Annotated in this window: 15 protein-coding genes; 13 read left to right on the plus strand and 2 right to left on the minus strand. The window is 39.5% G+C overall.

The annotated features are described in order from the left end of the window. Nucleotides 1-39: 39 nt before the first annotated feature. From BM097_RS12030 to BM097_RS12070, 9 genes are all read left to right on the plus strand, one after another. Entirely contained in the window at nt 40-1,287 is a 1,248-nt protein-coding gene (locus BM097_RS12030) for a glutamine synthetase family protein (RefSeq protein ID WP_090550055.1), read from the plus strand. 17 nt (nt 1,288-1,304) lie between these two features. Then, nucleotides 1,305-1,871, plus strand: a complete 567-nt coding sequence (locus BM097_RS12035) for an ANTAR domain-containing response regulator (protein WP_090550058.1) — start codon at nt 1,305-1,307, stop codon at nt 1,869-1,871. Nucleotides 1,872-2,015: 144 nt separating this feature from the next. Further along, nucleotides 2,016-3,602: an asparagine synthase B gene (gene asnB / locus BM097_RS12040; RefSeq protein WP_090550062.1), complete on the plus strand. Its 1,587-nt coding sequence runs from the start codon at nt 2,016-2,018 to the stop codon at nt 3,600-3,602. Between the two features lie 23 nt (nt 3,603-3,625). Further along, nucleotides 3,626-5,719 (plus strand): glutamine synthetase III family protein, encoded by a 2,094-nt coding sequence (locus BM097_RS12045; RefSeq protein WP_090550065.1) that lies wholly within the window; start codon nt 3,626-3,628, stop codon nt 5,717-5,719. Between the two features lie 154 nt (nt 5,720-5,873). Continuing rightward, nucleotides 5,874-7,619, plus strand: coding sequence for an ammonium transporter (locus BM097_RS12050; RefSeq protein ID WP_090550070.1), 1,746 nt, complete (start codon nt 5,874-5,876; stop codon nt 7,617-7,619). Nucleotides 7,620-7,804: 185 nt separating this feature from the next. Then, entirely contained in the window at nt 7,805-8,182 is a 378-nt protein-coding gene (locus BM097_RS12055; RefSeq protein ID WP_090550075.1) for a hypothetical protein, read from the plus strand. A gap of 9 nt (nt 8,183-8,191) precedes the next feature. Next, complete coding sequence (locus BM097_RS12060) at nt 8,192-8,494, plus strand: hypothetical protein (RefSeq protein WP_090550080.1); 303 nt, start codon at nt 8,192-8,194, stop codon at nt 8,492-8,494. Nucleotides 8,495-8,666: 172 nt separating this feature from the next. Next, complete coding sequence (locus BM097_RS12065) at nt 8,667-10,862, plus strand: alpha-galactosidase (protein ID WP_090550083.1); 2,196 nt, start codon at nt 8,667-8,669, stop codon at nt 10,860-10,862. Between the two features lie 121 nt (nt 10,863-10,983). After that, complete coding sequence (locus BM097_RS12070; protein ID WP_090550141.1) at nt 10,984-12,645, plus strand: bifunctional metallophosphatase/5'-nucleotidase; 1,662 nt, start codon at nt 10,984-10,986, stop codon at nt 12,643-12,645. Between the two features lie 4 nt (nt 12,646-12,649). Here the strand turns inward: BM097_RS12070 and BM097_RS12075 are convergent, their stop codons facing one another. Continuing rightward, entirely contained in the window at nt 12,650-13,048 is a 399-nt protein-coding gene (locus BM097_RS12075; RefSeq protein ID WP_090550144.1) for a DUF6548 family protein, read from the minus strand. 27 nt (nt 13,049-13,075) lie between these two features. Beyond that, entirely contained in the window at nt 13,076-14,521 is a 1,446-nt protein-coding gene (locus BM097_RS12080; protein ID WP_090550148.1) for a GGDEF domain-containing protein, read from the minus strand. Between the two features lie 203 nt (nt 14,522-14,724). Between BM097_RS12080 and BM097_RS12085 the strand changes: the two genes are divergently transcribed. From BM097_RS12085 to rsmH, 4 genes are read left to right on the plus strand one after another with little or no spacing between them, the layout of a single operon-like run. Further along, entirely contained in the window at nt 14,725-15,315 is a 591-nt protein-coding gene (locus tag BM097_RS12085; RefSeq protein ID WP_090550153.1) for an HD domain-containing protein, read from the plus strand. Nucleotides 15,316-15,329: 14 nt separating this feature from the next. Then, nucleotides 15,330-16,397 (plus strand): tRNA 2-thiouridine(34) synthase MnmA, encoded by a 1,068-nt coding sequence (gene mnmA, locus BM097_RS12090; RefSeq protein WP_090550157.1) that lies wholly within the window; start codon nt 15,330-15,332, stop codon nt 16,395-16,397. A gap of 40 nt (nt 16,398-16,437) precedes the next feature. Beyond that, a complete protein-coding gene (locus BM097_RS12095) occupies nt 16,438-18,870 on the plus strand; it encodes a homocysteine S-methyltransferase family protein (RefSeq protein ID WP_090550160.1) in 2,433 nt (810 codons plus the stop codon). 6 nt (nt 18,871-18,876) lie between these two features. Further along, nucleotides 18,877-19,920, plus strand: coding sequence for a 16S rRNA (cytosine(1402)-N(4))-methyltransferase RsmH (gene rsmH / locus BM097_RS12100; protein WP_177197457.1), 1,044 nt, complete (start codon nt 18,877-18,879; stop codon nt 19,918-19,920). Nucleotides 19,921-19,931: the final 11 nt, after the last annotated feature.

Here is a 19,931-nt window from a genome sequence, read left to right on the forward strand (position 1 = left end):
ACTATTATGATATTATAATAACCTTTAGGAGAGAAGGAAATGTCACATTTATCAATTGATGATATTATTAATTTTGTTGAAGAAAATGATGTAAAGTTTATCCGTCTGGCCTTTTGCGACTTGTACGGAAATCAGAAAAATATTTCTATAATGCCATCTGAGCTTAAGAGTGCTTTTGAGGATGGAATTAATTTTGACCCATTTTTAATATTGGGTTTTGAGGATGGGTTAGGCAAGGATTTATTCCTTAAGCCTGATGCAGATACTCTTCATGTGTTGCCATGGCGCCCACAATCTGGTCGTGTAATCAGATTTTATTGTGATGTAGTTTATGCTGATGGAACACCTTTTTCAATGGACTATAGGCAGTTTTTGAAGAATACCCTTAAGGAATGTGAGAAAATTGGATTTTCTACCAAGATGGGACTTCGCTCGGAATTCTATCTCTTTAAAACAGATGATAATGGTATTCCAACTAGCGAGCCTTTTGACAATGGCGGATATTTGGATGTTGCCCCTAGTGATAGAGGTGAAAACATTCGAAGAGAAATCTGCCTAAGCTTGGAGGAGATGGGTATATCGCCACAATCATCACATCATGAGAGAGGCCCAGGTCAGAATGAAATCGATTTTCAATCTGCAGATGCTCTCACCACAGCGGATAATTTTGTTACCTACAAAAATGTTGTAGAAAATATTGCCGCAAGAAATGGTGCCTATGCATGCTTTGAACCAAAGCCAATGGAGGATGCCCCAGGTAATGGACTCCATATACTTATGTCTACCCATAAGGGGGAGCAGAATCTTATCACTGAGGATAAGGAATTTGCTGATAGCTTTATGGCAGGTATTATAAACAGGATGCGTGATATCACAATCTTCTTAAACTGTCGTAGAGATTCCTATGACAGATTAGGCTATCTTGAGGCCCCTAAGTATATCACCTGGTCTATGCAGAATAACTCAAGATTATTTAGAGTGCCAGAAATCAATGGCAAGAGAAAGCATTTTATTCTTCGTTCACCAGATTCTTGTCTTAATCCATATCTTGCCACAGCAATTATTTTGCAGGCAGGAATTGCAGGTGTGAAGAACAAGGAAACTCTGCCTCCTGCTTTAGAGGTAAAAACAAGACTTTTAACAGAGGAAGAATATTCGAAATTAAAGGTTTTGCCAGCTACCATCGAAGAAGCAATAGAGTGTGCTGAAAACAGTAGCTTTATAAAAGAATCAAATTTTGCAGATATCGCAGAAAACTATATAGAGACAATCAAAATGAGCATCTAGCTTTTAAGGAGTAGACTATGGAAAGAGCGTTAATTGTCTGCGATAACGAAAAGGCTACGGCATTTTATAAGTCCTATCTGAAGGAAAATGGTTATGTTGATATGCTTCAGGTGGAAAGTATATCTGCTGCAAAGCGTGCTATCACTGATTATGATTTTGATATATGTTTTGTTAATCTGCCTTTAGGTGGTTCAAATTCAATTGATCAGGTTATAGATATAGCTGAGAAAAATGTATGCCAAATCCTTCTGTTTATCAAAGCTGATTACTATGATGAGATAACAGATAAGGTGGCTGATTATGGAATCATTACTGTGTCAAAACCAATCAGTAAGCAGCTGCTGTGGCAGGCCCTTCGTCATGCCCTTGCTGCCCAAAGGCGTATTGGCATGGCCCATAAGGAAAGTGCGAAGCTAGAGAAAAAGCTTGAAGAGCTTAAGACCATTTCCAGGGCAAAGCTGCTTTTGATTATCAATGAAAATTTGACAGAGGAAGAGGCTCATAAGCAGATAGAGAAGAATGCTATGGATTTTAGAATTTCAAAATATCAAATGGCAAAGGACATTATAAAAAAATATCAATAAATTTTTAAAATACTTATTGACAAATAAATGTCAAACGAATAATATACTAAACAAATAAAAATCAATGGAACGACAAAGGCGTCGTGGAAAGTGCTTTTATGCACGGACCACGGCGCTTTTTGTGTTTCTAGGGAAGGTGATTTTATGTGTTCAATAATGGCTTTAAGTAAATGCCATCTTGAAATGAAGGATTTCGAAGAGGCATTTTCAAAAACAGTAACCAGAGGGCCTGACATGCAAAAGGTTATCACAGTAAGTGATTCGGTATTGGGCTTTCAAAGATTGTCAATTATGGGTTTGAGTGATGCTGGAATGCAACCCTTTGAGCTGAACGGAAATTACGTGATATGCAACGGAGAGCTTTACGGATTCAAGAAGGTAAGGGAAGAGCTAAAGGCAGAGGGGTACAAATTCATAAGCGATAGCGATTGCGAAATAATTCTTCCAATGTATCGTAAATACGGATGTGAGATGTTTAGTAAATTGGATGCAGAATTTGCAATGGTTATTTACGACAAGGATTTGGATGATTTGGTGGCAGCCAGAGATCCGATAGGAATCAGACCTTTGTTTTACGGATACGATAGTGAAGGAGCAATCATGTTTGCTTCCGAGGCTAAAAATCTTGTGGGACTTACAGACAAGGTAATGCCATTTCCACCGGGACATTATTATTACAAGGGTGTGTTTACCTGCTACCGAGATCTGGCAAAGCGTAAGCCTTACAGTGAGGATTCACTGGAAGAGGTAGCAGCTAAAATCAAAGAAAAGCTGGTAGCCGGCGTAGAAAAGAGACTTGATGCGGATGCACCTGTAGGCTTCCTTTTATCAGGTGGACTTGATTCATCACTGGTGTGTGCCATAGCACAAAAGATGATGGACAAGCCAATAAAAACCTTTGCTATCGGAATGAACGAGGATGCCATTGATTTGAAGTATGCAAAGGAAGTTGCAGATTACATCGGTTCAGAGCACCACGAAATCATCATTGATAAGGATTTAGTAATTGAGTCTTTAGAAGAAGTAGTTGCTTCACTTGGCACCTACGATATTACAACCATTAGAGCAAGCATGGGAATGTATCTTATCTGCAAGGGAATCAAAAAGCAGTTCCCAGAAATTCGAGTATTGCTTACTGGTGAGATATCAGATGAGATTTTCGGATATAAATATACAGATTTTGCACCAAATGCAGAGGAGTTCCAAAAGGAAGCGGAAAAAAGACTTAGGGAGCTTTACATGTATGATGTGTTAAGAGCGGACAGATGCATATCAGTACATTCAATGGAAGCAAGAGTTCCATTTGGGGATTTGGATTTTGTAGATTACGTAATGAGCATTAATCCTGAAATGAAAATGAATAAATATCAAAAGGGTAAGTATTTACTAAGACATGCTTTTGAGAAAGATGATTATTTACCTTATGACATTTTGTTCAGAGAAAAGGCAGCCTTCTCAGATGCGGTAGGACATTCCATGGTTTATTACCTAAAGGAATACGCAAACAGCATTTACTCAGATGAAGATTTGGAAAATGCAAAACGTAAATACGAATTTAGAACACCTTTCACCAAGGAGTCACTTCTCTACAGAGAACTGTTTGAAAAATACTACAAAGGCCAGGCACACATGATAGTAGATTTTTGGATGCCAAATAAAACATGGCCAGGCTGCAACGTAAACGACCCATCAGCCCGCGTGCTGAGCAATTATGGTGCATCTGGCATTTAAATAAATTAAGGAGGATATAGATTATGAGTAAAGTTACAGAGATATTTGGAAGCAAAGTCTTCAACGATGAAACCATGAAGGAGCGTCTCCCTAAGGATGCCTACAAGGCCCTTAAAAAGACAGTGGAAGAGGGACGCCCTCTAGATAGAGATTTGGCAAATGTAATCGCCCACGCCATGAAGGAATGGGCAATCGAGCTAGGTGCAACACACTTCACACATTGGTTCCAGCCAATGACTGGTGTAACTGCTGAAAAGCATGATTCATTTATTCAGCCAGAAGAGGGTGGCAAGGTTATTATGACTTTCTCTGGTAAAGAATTAATCAAGGGTGAGCCTGATGCATCATCATTTCCATCAGGTGGATTGCGTGCCACATTTGAGGCAAGAGGCTACACAGCCTGGGACCCAACAAGCTATGTATTTATAAAGGATGATACACTTTGTATTCCAACAGCCTTTTGTTCATATTCAGGAGAGGCGCTTGATAAAAAGACTCCACTTCTTCGTTCTATGGAAGCTCTTGATAAATCAGCAGTAAGAGCATTAAAGCTGTTTGGATATGAGGATGTTAAAAGAGTTATTACAACAGTTGGACCTGAGCAGGAATATTTCCTTATTGATGAAAAGATGTACAACAAGCGCCCAGATTTGATTTATACAGGAAGAACATTATTTGGTGCAAAGCCTCCAAAGGGACAGGAATTGGATGACCATTATTTCGGAACTATCAAGCCAAGAGTATCAGCATTTATGAAGGAGCTTGATGAAGAGCTTTGGAAGCTTGGGGTTCTTGCAAAGACAAAGCACAACGAAGTAGCCCCAGCACAGCATGAGCTTGCGCCAGTTTATTCTACAACAAATATTGCAACAGACCACAATCAGCTTACTATGGAGATGATGAAGGTGGTTGCAAAAAGACATGGTATGACTTGCCTGCTACATGAAAAGCCATTTGCAGGAGTCAATGGTTCAGGTAAGCATAACAACTGGTCGATTTCGACTGATACCGGAGTAAACCTGTTAGAACCAGGTGCTACACCTTCCCATAACACACAGTTCTTATTATTCCTGACAGCGGTAATAAAGGCTGTAGATGAATATCAGGAGTTGCTCCGTGTATCGGTAGCTTCTGCTGGAAATGATCATCGACTTGGTGCAAACGAGGCACCACCAGCAATCATTTCTATGTTCCTTGGAGATGAGCTTGAGGCAATTGTTGAGTCAATCATCGATGGAACTGATTATGAGGATATTAAAAAGAAAAAGATGTCTGTAGGTGCTGTGGTAATCCCAAGCATTTCACAGGATACAACAGATAGAAACAGAACTTCACCATTTGCATTTACAGGTAATAAATTTGAGTTTAGATCACTTGGTTCAGCAGCATCTATATCAGGACCAAACGTAATCTTAAACACAATTGTTGCAGAGGAGCTTGATAAGTTTTCAGATGAGCTTGAAAAGGCAACTGATTTTGAAAAGGCATTAGCAGAGCTTTTAAAGAGAGAACTTACAGCCCATAAAAGAATTATCTTTAACGGAAATGGCTACTCAGAGGAATGGGTTAAGGAAGCTGAAAGAAGAGGACTTAAGAATCTTAAATCTACAGTAGATGCACTTCCAGCCTTTATTGACGAAAAGGCAATAGATGTATTTACAAAGCATAACGTATTTACGGAGCAGGAGCTTTATAGCCGATATGATATTCAGCTTGAAAACTACTACAAGGTGATTGATATTGAAGCTCTTACAATGGATGCTATGGTTAAGAAAAATATCATGGCAGCAGCAAATGATTATCAGTATTCATTAGCAGAAACAATAAATGCTAAGGCTGCTACAGGAATTGATGTTGATTCCACTGTAGAGACAAAGAGATTAAAGCAGGCATCAAAGCTTACCTTTACAATGGATGAGCGTTTAGAGAAGCTTGAGGCTGATATTGAAAAGGCAAAAGAATTAGAGGATACATATGAGCTTGCCAAGTTCCATCATGATGTGATTTTTGCAGACATGAATGAACTTAGAGAAGTGGTTGATGAGCTTGAGACAGTAGTACCAAGTGACATCTGGCCATATCCAACTTATGGAGAAATACTTTATAGCGTGAAATAAGGAACACTTCATCATGCCTTCCCCCTTTGGGGGAAGGGGGACCACGAAGTGGTGGATGAGGGTTAATAAAATAAATAACATAGCACAAAGGCGTGCGGCAATTATTAAGTAATTGCTGCGCGCTTTTTATATATTTAATTAGGAGGAAATAATTATGGAAGAATATTCAAGCATGTTATTTGGCGTTTGGTTCTTAATAGGCGCCGCCTTGGTATTTTGGATGCAGGCAGGTTTTGCTATGGTGGAGGCTGGCTTTACCAGAGCAAAAAATACTGGAAACATCATAATGAAAAACCTTATGGACTTTTGTATTGGTACAGTAATGTTCGTAATCCTTGGTTTTGGATTGATGTTTGGTGAAAATGCTTTCTTTGGTCTTGTTGGAAAGCCATCCCTTCAGGTATTTACAGATTATGCCAGCTTTGACTGGAGCAACTTTGTATTTAACCTGGTATTCTGCGCGACAACAGCTACAATCGTAAGTGGTGCTATGGCAGAGCGTACAAAGTTCATTAGCTATTGTATCTACTCAGGTATTATTTCATTAGTAATTTACCCAATCGAGGCACACTGGATTTGGGGAGGCGGCTGGCTTTCTGCTATCGGTTTCCACGATTTCGCAGGTAGCTGTGCAATCCACATGGTAGGTGGTATTTGTGCTCTTATCGGAGCTAAAATCTTAGGACCTAGAATTGGTAAGTTTAATCATGACAGCAAGGGCAGAATTACAAAAGTAAATGCTTTCCCAGGTCACAACATTGCACTTGGAGCACTTGGTGTATTTATTCTTTGGCTTGGTTGGTATGGATTTAACGGTGCTGCTGCAACATCAGTAGAGCAGCTTGCTTCTATATTTGTTACAACAACAATTGCACCAGCAGTTGCAACATGTACAACAATGGCTTACACATGGCTTAAGTATGGCAAGCCAGATGTATCAATGTCACTTAATGCATCACTTGCAGGCCTTGTTGCAATCACAGCCCCATGCGACGTTACAGATGCACTTGGTGCAATCATTATTGGTGTTGTTTCAGGCTTTTTAGTAGTATTTGGTGTATGGCTTCTTGACTACAAGCTTCACATTGATGATCCAGTTGGAGCTGTAGCAGTTCACATGATGAACGGTATTTGGGGAACAATTGCAGTAGGATTATTTGCAACAACATCAGCTCCTGATAGCACACTTACTGGTCTTTTTTATGGAGGAGGATTTAAGCTTCTTGGAATTCAGCTTTTAGGTGTTCTTTCAGTTGGCGCATGGGCAGCAGTTACAATTACTATCGCATTTACGTTAATAAAAAATACTATTGGACTTCGTGCATCAGCAGAAGAGGAAATTGTAGGTCTTGATAGAACAGAGCATGGATTGCCATCAGCATACTCTGGTTTCAACATGCTTGAGGATGATTTCGATACAGATGAATATGATGATGAGACAGCAACACTTATTACAGATACATTAGAGGCTGCAGGTCTTGCATCTATGGATGAGGCGGTTGAGGTTGAATACGCACCTTCACAGATTACATCTGCAGGAAAGCCTAGAATGACAAAGGTAGAAATCCTTTGCAAGGAGCGTAACCTTGAAAAGCTAAAGAATGCCCTTATCAAGCTTGGTATTACAGGTATGACAGTATCACATGTAATGGGCTGTGGTGTTCAGAAGGGTGCCCCTGAATATTATAGAGGTGTAGCTTTAGAGCCAGCATTACTTCCAAAGATTAGAGTGGATGTTGTAGTTTGCAAGGTTCCTGTTAAGGATGTAATTGAAACTGCAAAGAAGGTTCTTTACACAGGTCATATCGGTGATGGCAAAATCTTCGTATATGATGTTGAGCAGGTTGTAAAGATTAGAACAGGTGAGGAAGATTTCGCAGCACTTCAGGATGTGGAATAAAAATAGGGAGAATTAATATATAATATATAAAACAAGCGGGAGATATTCCAATACGGAATGTTGCTCGCTTGTTTTTGAATAAAGAAATTGATGATTATATGTTAAAAATAGCCTTAACACTTGTTATAATAATTCTGCTGTAAAAATATATTCCAAAATGGAATTTTGGTAAAGGAGGAAATGTTATGGCATGTTTTACAGTACCAGCAGGTGAGGCTGTTGTTACAACAATCGTGAAAAAGACAATGGAAAAGAAGGGCATTGAGAAAAAAGAAAATGATGGCTCAATTCCTATGACTAGAAAATTAAAGTGGCTTTCAAATCTTTTATGGGGAGGTTCTGCATTACTTGCATTTGAGCATGTTTGGCATGGAGAGGTTCAGCCTTTCTTCCCATTCTTAACTGCAATGTCAAATCCAGAGGACACAGCAGAAATGCTTCATGAAATCGCTACTGTAGGTGTTTCAATGGCAGTACTTGTTACATCTATTTGGGTTGGAATTTGTGTTACTGCAGATATGATTGTTAGAAGACCTTCTTCAACTGTGAAGTCTACTTTTTAGGAGGAGAATATGACATTATTGATTACAGTCATAGCAGCTGTTATTTCAACTGCTATTTGGTACAACAGAAAGAATGATGACATGCAGCTACATGTGTTGATGTTTATGTTTTGGGGAGCTTCAATCATGTGGTTTGTAGATGCTATTTTTGAATATGCAGAGCTTAGAGCAGAGTATTTTACACCTGCAATTGAGGATATGATTAATGATACATTCTTAGGTTTTTCAGTAATAGCTCTTGCACTTGTTATTTGGATTTTATTTGTATTAATCAAAGATCCAAAGGGTGTTGTAAGAAAAACATTATCATAAGCAGATTTTTATCAAAAAAGACCATTTTTTCGAATGGTCTTTTTTTATTTCCTTAAACGTTTATGATATACTGAATTAGAATTTTCATACAGATGGGCTCAGGAAATGGAAAAATTAGTATAAAGAAGAGTGAGTTTTGATTATTACAGTTACCACAAGTTAGGAGGAAATAGTGAGTATAGTTTTTGATGATTCAAGAAAGATTTTTAGATTGTTAACAAAGGGAAGCGAGTATCAGATTAAGATAGATGATATTGGACTACTTATTCATAACTATTATGGTAGACCAGCCTGCGACACAGATATGACCTATCAGATTATTTCTATTGATAGAGGCTTCTCTGGCAACCTGTTTGAAAATAGAGTAGATAGAGGTCGTTCTATTGATGTGCTGCCACAGGAATATTCTGGCTGCGGTGTAGGTGATTATAGAATCAGCTCTATCGGTATTGTTGCTAAAAACGGAAGCCGAAGCTGCGATTTGAGATACAAGAGCCATCGTATATACGATGGAAAGGAAGAAATTCCAGGTCTTCCATCAGTTCGTAAATACGATGATGATGTTACCTCTCTTGTTATCACTATGGAAGATAAGGTAGTAGGACTTGAGGTTGAATTACATTATTCTGTATTCGAGGATAAGGATGTAATCACAAGACACACCAGATTTATAAATGTCAGCGATAAAAAGATTCATTTGGAAAAGGCTGCATCAGCCATGCTTGATGTGCAGTACGGAAGCTGGGACGAAATTCATTTCGCAGGAAGACACTGTATGGAAAGAGTGATGTCCCGCAACAAGCTTACACAGGATATAAAGGTGATTAGCTCCAAGCGTGGTATGACCAGCCATCACCAGAATCCATTTGTTATTTTATGCGATCACGGTGCAACAGAGGCTTATGGTGAGTGCTACGGAATGATGCTTATGTATTCTGGTAATCACAAAATCGAGATTGAGCAGGACCAGGCAGGCAGCACAAGAATTGTTGCAGGAATCAATGAGGAAAACTTCTCATGGTGCCTTGAAGCGTCAGAATCATTTGACACACCAGAGGCGATTATGGCGTATACCAAGGACGGTTTAGAAGCCCTTAGTCATATCTATCACAATATTATTCGCCAGAATGTATGTGACAGAAGATATATGGATATTAAAAGACCTATCCTTATTAACAACTGGGAGGCAACATATTTTGATTTTACCTCAGAAAAGATTATTGATATTGCAAAAGATGCATCTGAGCTTGGAATCGAAATGATGGTTTTGGATGATGGATGGTTTGGAAAGCGTGATGACGATAATTCAGGCCTTGGAGACTGGTTTGTTAATGAGAAAAAGCTTGAGGGTGGCTTGAAGAAGCTGTCCGAGGAAATTGAAAAGCTTGGTATGAAGTTTGGATTGTGGTTTGAGCCAGAGATGGTAAACGAGGATTCTAATCTTTATAGAGAGCATCCAGAATGGGCTTTGGTAGATCCTGAAAGACATCCAACAATGGCAAGAAATCAGCTTGTACTTGATATGAGTAATAAGAAGGTAGAGGATTACCTTTTTAATTGCATCAGCAATATTTTGGATGAAAATAATATTTCATATATAAAGTGGGACTTTAATAGAAGCTTAAGTAATGTATATTCAAACAATCTTCCTAATAAAAAGCAGGGCGAGGTATCACATAGATTCATTTTAGGCACCTATTCCCTTCTTGAAAGATTGCTTGAGGCTTACCCAAACCTTATGATCGAAGGCTGCTCAGGTGGCGGCGGACGTTTTGATGCAGGTATGCTTTATTACTGCCCTCAGATTTGGTGTTCAGATGATACAGATGCTATCGAGCGTCTTGAAATCCAGGAGGGGACATCCTTTGGATATCCAGTAAGTGCAGTAGGAAGCCACGTATCAGCTTCACCAAATCATCAGACAGGAAGAAGCACACCTCTTTCTACACGCGGTGTGGTTGCTATGTCTGGTACCTTCGGATATGAATTGGATATTACCAAAATGTCCGAAGCAGAAAAGAATGAAGTTAGAGAACAGATTAAGACCTACAATAAATATTATTGGTTAATACAAAAGGGAGATTACTATCGTCTTGTAAATGAAGAACAGGCAGAAATTTATAAGGCATGGGAATTTGTTTCAACAGATAAATCAGAGGCACTGGTTAATATAGTAGTGAAAAAGGTGCAGGCCAACGCCAAAATTAAGGTTATTAAGCTAAGAGGCTTGGAAGAAAATGCCATGTATATTTTGGAAGGAACAGACACTATTTTATCTGGTGCAGCCCTTATGTATGGAGGATTTGCTATCAATATTTCAAATGGTGATTATCCAAGCGTACAGCTGCATTTTACTAAGGCAGAATAACAGAAAAATACCCAAGCAAGGTGAGGAAAATTCGTCATATTTTTTTGAGTGTTCATATATTTTTCACAATTAAAATTAGATATAATAAACTTAGTTTCAATAAACTAAGGAGGAATGATTTATGAGACACAAAAATGGATTCAGGAGAGTTATCACTCTTGTATTGGCAATTGCAATGGTTCTATCAATGAGCCTTGTGCCACAGACAGCACATGCTGCAGAGTATAAGGCAGATGTGAAGTCTATTGCCAATGTCCCAAATGATTTGAGTGGAAAGACTATTATTCTCCACACAAATGACGTACACGGTGCGATAGAGGGCTATGCTCAGGCAGCAGCACTTAAGTACGAATTTAAGGCTAGAGGAGCAGAAGTTATTTTAGCTGATGTTGGAGATTTTAGCCAAGGCTCACCTTATGTAAGCACAACAAAGGGTACAGATGCTATCACAATGATGAACTTCGCTGGCTATGATGTAGTTACTCTTGGAAACCATGAATTTGATTATGGTTATGAGCAGCTTAAGAACAATCTTTCAAGAGCTTGGTTCAAGACAATCTGCGCTGATGTTCTTGATAAGGATGGCAAGCCAGTTTGCGACCCAACATACGAGTACACTACAGCTTCAGGATTAAAGGTTGGCTTCTTCGGTATGGAAACACCAGAGACACAGACAAAGGTTAATCCAGCACTTATTAAGGGAATCAAGTTCCTTTCTAAGGCAGAGCTTTATCCATGCGCTCAGGAGCAGGTTAACAAGCTTAAGGCTGATGGATGTGATGTGATCGTTTGCTTGGCACACTTAGGCGTTGATGACGAGTCTGCTCCAGATGGACATAGAAGTGTAGATTTATATGCAAAGACAACAGGCATCGACATTATTCTTGATGGTCACTCACACACTGTAATGACAGAAGGTCTTAATGGAGAGCCAGTACAGTCTACAGGTACAAAGTTTGAAAACATTGGAATGGTTGTTATTGATAACAAGACAAAGAAAATCGAATCAAACTATCTTGTAAAGGTAGATGATGGTATTGTTAAGGCTCCAGTTATTGAAGCTTTATCAAAGTCTATTCTTGATAGAGTAGATGCAGAATATGGTGTTGAATTTGCTAAGTCAGAAGTTGATTTGAATGGTAAGAAGGCACCAGGTGTTAGAACACAGGAGACAAACCTTGGAGATTTAATTACAGATGCTTTAAAGTGGTCTGTACTTAAAGAGGGTGGACTTAAGGTTAAGGATGATCACGTTGTAGCTATCACAAATGGTGGTGGTATCCGTGCTTCTATTGACGCAGGTAGCGTTACAAAGAAGGACCTTAACACAGTTCTTCCATTTGGAAACACAGTTTCAGTTGTTTATATTACAGGTGCTGATTTATTAGAGGCTCTTGAGGCTAGTACATTCTCAGCTCCAACAGCAGTAGGTGGATTCCCACAGGTTTCTGGTATCAAGTTTACAGTTGATACTACAAAGCCTTTTGCACAGGGAGAAGCTTACCCAGCATCTACATACTACAAGCCAGCAGCAATCACACGTGTTACTATCGACAGCGTAAATGGTAAGCCATTCTCACTTACAGATAAGTACGCAGTTGTTACAAACAACTTCTGCGCAGCTGGTGGAGATACATACTTTGTATTCGGCAATGCTTCAGAGCAGTTTGATACAGGTATCGTAATGGACGAGGCTGTTATGGATTACGTTAAGACAGAACTTGGCGGCAATATTACAGCTAAGGCTTATGGCACAGCTAAGGGCAACATTGTTATTAAATAATTGTCTAACTAAATAAACCAAAGAAACGTTGTAGCAAGCTCTTTTTCCTTTTCTTAAAAGTGAATTTGAGCTTGCTATATTTTTCTAGAGGATCAGCCTTCTGATCAATTTTTTCCAGGAAGATTCTAATCCAAACTACATCCTCATCCTTGCCTTGAAAATCATCAAAGCTAACCTTTGCGCCATCAAGGCTTAGAAATCTGGCTTTCATTTTTTCTAGACGTTCTATTGTTGGCATCCATTCAGGAAGTACATCCTTTACTTCATAAATCGCATGCTTCATTTTCTTGACGTATTCATCTACACCGTTTTCTTCTACATGTAAATGCTCTGCCAAAAATTCATCGAAATATTTATATTCATCATAGAAATTCTGATTAGTAATTCTGTTATTTGACATCATATAATATCACCATCCTTGTCATTACTGTTAGCGGCGTTTTTCAGGGTGTGCTTCATAGAAAGCATTTTTATCTTCGTACATATTTTCATCAGCGTAGCGCATAGCCAAGCGAAGATTTCCAGCTGAATTATCATGGTAGTGACCAATAGCAAAGTTTAGCCAGTCAGGGTCACATGCTTTCTTTCGTACTGCTGCAAGCTTTTGAAGAAAGGCCTCCTCTGAATCCTCTAAAGAGATAACTACAAATTCATCGCCGCCAGCTCTAAAGATTTTGTCATCAGGAAAAATCTCCTTTAATACCTTGGCAGCATCCTTTAACAGATCATCGCCTGAGTTATGACCGCCTTTGTCGTTGATTGATTTAAGACCATTTAAATCGAAGAAAGCAACGGAAAATGGTTTAGGCTCAAGCTTTAGCTTTAGGGACAATTCATCTACGTTTACGTTCATGCAGTTACGGTTGAAGACACCTGTTAATATGTCTACATTGCTTAGATATTCAAGCTTTTCCATGAAGGTATGATTGGCCACCTCGGCGCTCAGGAAGAAGGATAGTAGCTCTACAATCTCTTTTATTCGAGCCAAGTTGGTATCATCAAAATCCGTTAAATATAAATAGCCTATTATTTCACCATGATGGATAAAAGGTGACAAGCATAGATTCTTAACATGTGCTTCCCTCATGGTTTGTACCCAGTCAGGTGCAATAGTCCCGTAATAATCCATGTCATTTTCATCCTTAATGATGATAATGTTGGTGGATTCCACAAGCTTTTCCCAACTAGCTATTATTTCGTAAGGGAAATTTTGAAAATAATCTTTTATTGAATGAATATTATTTTTAACTGACTCACCAATAACCTCGAAGGACTTTCTTTCAGAATCCACAGTCAAGATGCATGCATTAAGTGAATCAGTGTATGCTCTTAAATCATTTATAACCACATTCATGCTGGAGTAAAATTCATTTTCATTTCTAAGCTCCAGGCAGGCCTTTATAACATAGCTGGAAATATCAGGAGAAACGGCACTGAATTTTCCAGTATCCATGTTTTTGTTAAGCTGATATGTAAAATAGCAATAGGAAATATTTTCCTCGTGGTCACAATCGCAAGGAATTAAAAAATCTTCAGTCCAATAGCCGTACATTTTAGTAGTATCTACATAGGTGTGAATATACTCCTTATTCCAGGCGGCCCTGAAACAAATCTCTTCAAATTTCGGCTCTTTTGCTATAGAAAGTGTGTAAAGCTGTCCCTCTATGTAAGAATCTAAATCTTTTAATTCTGCAGGTTTTTGACCATAAGTTTCAATAAAAAGTCCGTAGAAGCTCTTTTTGAACGCATCATTTACAGCGAAGAATCGTACATCGCCACAGGTACCGTCAGGATTTTTCTCCACAGAAAGTGCTGTACAAGGAGCAGGAGCCAGATTTACAAATTCTTTTAAAAGTTCATAAATAGGTCTTTTCATGCTATCCTCACTTAATTACATAGTAACTTTAATATATTGTAGTTAATAAATGTGCGTACTTTGTGAATAATTTTTAAAAATAAATATGATAGGGAAAAGATAGATTTTGTAATTTCTTTGTTTATTTTTCCCTAAAGCATAAGTATAATAAGCCTATAGTTTTTATAGGTAAGAGACTCAATATCTAAAATAGGAGAAAAGTAATGACTGATAGACTAAAGAGACAACTGGATTTTGCTCTTGAAATAGATAAAGAGAAAAATATATTTAGACAGACACATCTTTCAGGCCATGGAAGAAATGAAAATGATGCAGAGCATGCCTGGCATATGGCTATAATGGCATATCTTCTAAGAGAATATTCCAATGAGCCTGTAGATATAGGTAAGGTTATGCTGATGTGCCTGATTCACGACATTGTGGAAATAGAGGCTGGGGATACCTACGCTTATGATGAAGAAGGAAAGAAGACTCAGGCTTTAAGAGAAAAGGCTGCTAAAGAGCATCTTTTTGGAATGCTACCTAGTGATCAGGCCAGCGAGCTTATGGCTCTTTTTGAAGAGTTTGAAGCTTATGAGACTGCTGAATCAAAGTTTGCTCATTCTATGGATAATCTTCAGCCGCTAATGCTTAATAACAGTAACGGTGGAGAGGATTGGAGACAGCACGGTGTAAGTGCTACACAGGTTCACGGTAGACAAGATAAAACAGCCCTTGGCTCTAAGGAGCTTTTTAAGGTTGTTGATTCTATAATAGAAGCCAATGTAAAGGCTGGGAATATTAAAGACGAATAAGAGGTTTATTATATATGAAAGCATTAATAGCTATGAGCGGTGGCGTAGATAGTAGTGTCGCTGCATTATTAATGAAGGAAAAGGGATATGAGTGCGTAGGCTGCACTATGAAGCTTTATGCCAACGAAGATATCGGGGTGTGCAATGGTCACACATGCTGTTCCTTAGACGACGTAGAGGATGCCAAGGCTGTTGCAAGACGTCTTGAGATGCCGCATCATACCTTTAATTTCCAGGAGAAATTTAGAGAGACAGTTATTGATAATTTTATAAGCTGCTACGAATGTGGTATGACACCTAATCCATGTATTGAGTGTAATAAGCACATGAAGTTTGATGAGCTTTATCGCAGAGCACAGATTTTGGGCTGCGAAAAGATTGTCACTGGACATTACGTTAGAATTCGTAAATGCGATAATGGATATCAACTATTAAAGGGACTTGATGGTAATAAGGACCAAAGCTACGTACTTTATAACATGACTCAGGAGGAGCTTGCACATACAGAGTTTCCACTGGGAGAGCTTTCAAAGGATGAGGTACGCCGTATAGCAGAAAGTCACGAATTTATCAATGCAAACAAGCCAGATAGTCAGGATATCTGCTTTGTTCCAGATGGAGATTATGTCTCAGCTCTTAAGAGATTCACAGGCAAGGAATATGAGCCAGGTGATTTTGTAGATATGGAAGGGAATGTTCTTGGAAAGCACAAGGGCATAGTAGGCTATACTATAGGTCAGCGAAAGGGACTTGGAATATCTGCCGCATATCCTTTATATGTAGTAGCTTTAGACGTTCCTGGCAATAGGGTTATCCTTGGAAAGAATGAGGATTTATTCTCAAAGGATGTATTAGTTAAGAATATCAATTGGATTGATCCAAATGATGATAGAGAAGAGTTTGATTGCAGCGCAAAGGTGCGCTACAGAATGGCAGATCAGCCTTGCCATGTGGTTAGACTAGATAAAACTACAGCTAAGATAACATTTGTGGAACCACAGAGAGCCATAACACCAGGTCAGGCAGCAGTATTTTATGATGGGGACGTGGTGCTTGGCGGTGGCACAATCGTGGGCAAGTAGTATTAGTAGGCAACAGGTTCTTGCATGAAAGGGAGACAGGATGACACGACAAGAGTTTAGACAGCTATTAGAAGAAAGAATTGTTTTTATTGACGGTGCTACAGGAACAGAGCTTCAAAAGCGGGGGCTTAAAGCAGGGGTTTGTCCTGAAAAATGGATTATCGATAATCCTTCTGCAATTCAGGATTTGCAGAGATTATATTACGAGGCAGGCTCAGACATAGTTCTTGCCCCTACCTTTACAGCATCTAGAATAAAGCTGGCAGAATATGGTCTTGAGGATAATCTGATTCAGATGAATAGACAGCTCGTAAGACTTACTAGAGAAGTGGCAGGCGAAAAGGGACTTGTGGCAGCTGATATTTCCATGACAGGTAAGCAGCTGTTTCCTCTTGGGGATTTAATGTTTGAGGATTTGGTGGATTGCTACAAGGAGCAGGTGGCTGCAATACTTGAAGAGGGTGTCGATTTATTTGTTGTGGAGACAATGATGAGCCTTCAGGAATGTAGAGCAGCAGTACTTGCAATCAAAGAATCCTGTGACCTTCCTATTATCGTGTCACTTACATTCAATCCTGATGGAAAGACACTGTATGGAACTGCACCTGATACAGCCATGATAGTTCTTGAATCTATGGGTGTAGATTGCGTGGGCATGAACTGCAGCACTGGCCCAGATGCTATGCTTGATTTGGTAAAGCAGATGGCTGCTGTTGCAAACGTCCCTATTATGGTTAAGCCAAACGCAGGATTGCCAGAGCTTGAAAATGGCAAAACTGTCTATAAGATGGGACCAGATGAATTTACAGAAGCATGTCTTAAGCTTTATGAGGCAGGTGCTTCACTTTTTGGTGGCTGCTGTGGTTCAACACCAGAGCATATTAGGGCGCTTGTTGCGGCCCTTAAGGACAAGCCTCAGCACGTATATAAGAACGAACCTCTTAGAGTAGTTACCTCTGAGAGAATGAATACATGGATTGATTTGGATGGGCCATTTATGGTTATCGGAGAAAGAATCAATCCAACTGGAAAGAAGAAGTTCCAGGAATCCTTAAAGAATGGTTCCCTTTCAATGGTAGTGGATTTTGCCAGAGAGCAGGAGGAAAAGGGAGCCAACATATTAGATGTAAACATGGGTATGAATGGTATCGACGAAAAGCAGATGATGCTCGATAGCATTTATGAGGTTACATCAGCTGTTGATTTACCTCTTTGTATCGATACCAGCCATGTGGATGTTATGGAGGCAGCTCTTCGTATTTATCCTGGTAGAGCACTTATCAATTCCATCTCAGCAGAGGAAGCAAAGATGGGGGACATGCTTCGTCTTGCTAAAAAATACGGTGCTATGTTTATCACCCTTCCTTTATCAGGGGCAGGCCTACCTAAGGATATTGAGGAGAAAAAGCAGCATATAAATACAGTCTTAACTGCGGCAGAGCGTATTGGCCTTCGCAAGGAGGATGCTGTTGTTGATGTATTAGTACAGACAGTAGGCGCAGAGGGTACAGCAGGCTTACAGTGCTTTGAAACTATTGAATATTGCAAGAATGAGCTAAAGCTTCCTACAGTGTGCGGTCTTTCAAACATTTCCTTTGGAATGCCTAACAGACCATTTGTTAATACAACATATCTTACTATAGCAGTTAGCAAGGGACTTACAATGGCTATCGCAAATCCTAATCAGGAAATGCTTATGTATTGCGCAGCAGCTGCGGATACATTGATGAATAAGCCAGGTGCCTTGGAGAAATATGCATCACTACCTGTGGTAGAGGCAAGTGTGGGTGCAGCAGGAAAAGCTTCTACAGCTCCAGCTACTGGTGCTACAGGTGCAGCAGTGGATTTAAGCCCAGTGGCAGAATGTGTTGTTAAGGGCAAAAAGGAGCAGATAATACCTGAGATTCAAAAGCTTATTGATGAGGGCGTGGAGCCTCAGGCTATTATAGAAGAACACCTTATCAAGGGAATCAATGTGGTAGGAGATCTTTACGATAAAAAGAAATACTTCCTGCCTCAGCTAATTGCTGGTGCTAATGCAATGGAACTTGGTATGAAGCATATCGAACCACTTCTTGCAAGCGAAGATTCTGATGCTAAGGCTACAATCGTTATCGCTACTGTTGAGGGCGATATACATGATATTGGAAAAAATCTGGTGGCGCTTATGCTTAAAAACTACGGCTATAATGTAATAGATTTAGGTAAGGATGTGCCAGCAGATGTTATAATTGATAAAGCGGTAGAGGTGGATGCTGATATCATCGGCTTATCTGCGCTTATGACTACCACAATGATGCGAATGGATGATGTGGTAAAGCTTGCCAAGGAAAAGGGCTGCAGAGCTCAGATTATTATTGGCGGCGCCTGCATCAACGAATCCTTTAAGGACGAGATTAACGCTGACGGTTATTCTGCAGATGCAGCAGACTGCGTTAAGCTTGTGGCTAATCTAATGAAGAAGTTTGGTTAGGAGATTATGGAAGAAAAGAAGCATAAAAGAAGAGTACATTATTCTGGAAAATATCCAAAGAAATTCGAAGAAAAATATAAGGAGCACAATCCTGAAAAGTATGCTGATACTATAGAGCATGTTATTGCAAAGGGCTCTACCCCTGCAGGCATGCATATTTCTATTATGGTTCAGGAGATATTAGATTTTCTACAGATTAAACCAGGTCAGCAGGGCTTAGATTGTACCCTAGGCTACGGCGGTCATACTAGAAAAATGCTAGAGCAGCTTAAGGGCGAGGGCATAATGTACGGCCTTGACGTGGATCCAATCGAATCTGCAAAGACTGTAGAGCGTTTGCGTGGCGCTGGCTTTGGAGAGGATAATTTTCAGTTTAGACTTATTAATTTTGCAAACATTGATCAGGTTGCGGCAGAGGCTGGAAAGTTTGATTTTGTTTTGGCTGATTTAGGTGTATCATCTATGCAGATAGATAATCCTGAGCGTGGTTTTTCTTACAAGATAGATGGGCCACTGGATTTGCGATTAGACCCTGAGCATGGTGAAAGTGCAGCAGAACGTCTTCATAATATCACCGAGGAAGAGTTTATCGGAATGATGGTAGAAAACTCTGACGAGCCTTATGCTGAGGAGATTGCACACAAGGTATTTACTCTGATGTCAAAGGGCAATCCTATGGACACCACCACAGCCTTGCGTGAAGCTATATCAGAGGCCTTATGGAAGGTGCCAAAGGAGGAAAAGGAGCAGGCCATCAAAAAATCCTGCGCAAGAGTATTCCAGGCACTTCGTATAGACGTTAATAGTGAATTCGAGGTACTTTATTCATTTTTGGAAAAGCTCCCTGGTATTCTTAATCCAGGTGGCAGAGTAGCAATACTTACATTCCATTCAGGGGAAGACAGACTGGTCAAAAAGTCATTTAAGGAATTGGCAAAGCTTGGAGTATATTCTGAGGTTTCTTCTGATGTAATAAGACCATCAGCTAAGGAATGCAGAATAAATCCTAGAAGTAAATCTACAAAAATGCGCTGGGCTATAAAGGCGTAAAATATATTATT

The sequence above is a fragment of the Pseudobutyrivibrio sp. OR37 genome (genome assembly GCF_900113655.1).
GTDB lineage: Bacteria > Bacillota > Clostridia > Lachnospirales > Lachnospiraceae > Pseudobutyrivibrio.